This window comes from Methylopila musalis, assembly GCF_042679725.1.
In the GTDB taxonomy this organism is placed as follows: domain Bacteria; phylum Pseudomonadota; class Alphaproteobacteria; order Rhizobiales; family Methylopilaceae; genus Methylopila; species Methylopila musalis.
The window spans coordinates 1-645 of the sequence record NZ_JBHTMX010000427.1 but is presented as its reverse complement, the minus strand read 5'-3'; the positions used below and the strand labels follow the sequence as shown (position 1 = coordinate 645).

At 76.7% G+C, this 645-nt stretch carries 1 protein-coding gene; it reads right to left on the bottom strand.

Annotated elements, in window-relative coordinates; all coding sequences use genetic code 11:
- The coding region (locus ACFQ4O_RS18120) for a glycosyltransferase family 4 protein (RefSeq protein ID WP_378777828.1) at nucleotides 1-645 on the bottom strand (645 nt) is incomplete at both ends.

The window sequence follows — 645 nt, the reverse complement described above, 5'->3', positions numbered from 1 at the left end:
CGCGGCCGGCGGCGCCGAGACGGGCCCGCAGCGCCGGATCGCGGGCGAGCGCGGTCAGCCCGGCCACGAAGGCCTCGCCATCCTCCGGCGGAGCCAGGATCCCGGTCTCGCCGGGCACGATCGTCTCCGCATGGCCGCCGACCGCGTAGGCCACCACCGGGCGTCCATGGGCGCCCGCCTCCAGCGCCACGCGCCCGAAGGGTTCGGGCCAAGCGGTGGGCAGCGCGACCACATGGCAGCCCGCGAACAGCGCCTCCAGCGCGTCGCCCTCCGCGCGACCGTGCATCTGCACACTGTCGTGCAGCCCGTGCTGTTCGACGCCGTCGCGGATCGACTGGCGGCACGGCCCGTCGCCCACGATGTGGAGCCGCGCGTCCGGCACGGCGGCCAGAACCTGCGGCCAGAGATCGAGCAGGCGGCGCTGGCCTTTCTTCGGCGTCAGCGTGCCCACCGTGAGCACGTGGAAGCCGGTCGCGGGCTCCGGCGTCTCCGGTCCCGGCGCGATCGGGGTCAGCGCCAGACGGCGCACCTTCGCGGCGGGGAGCGTCTCGCGCGCCAGCCGCTCCAGATGGGCGCTCGCCACCAGCGGCAGCGCGGCGCGGTCCAGACGGACGCGGCGGAAGGCCAGCGCCTCGGCGACCGGCG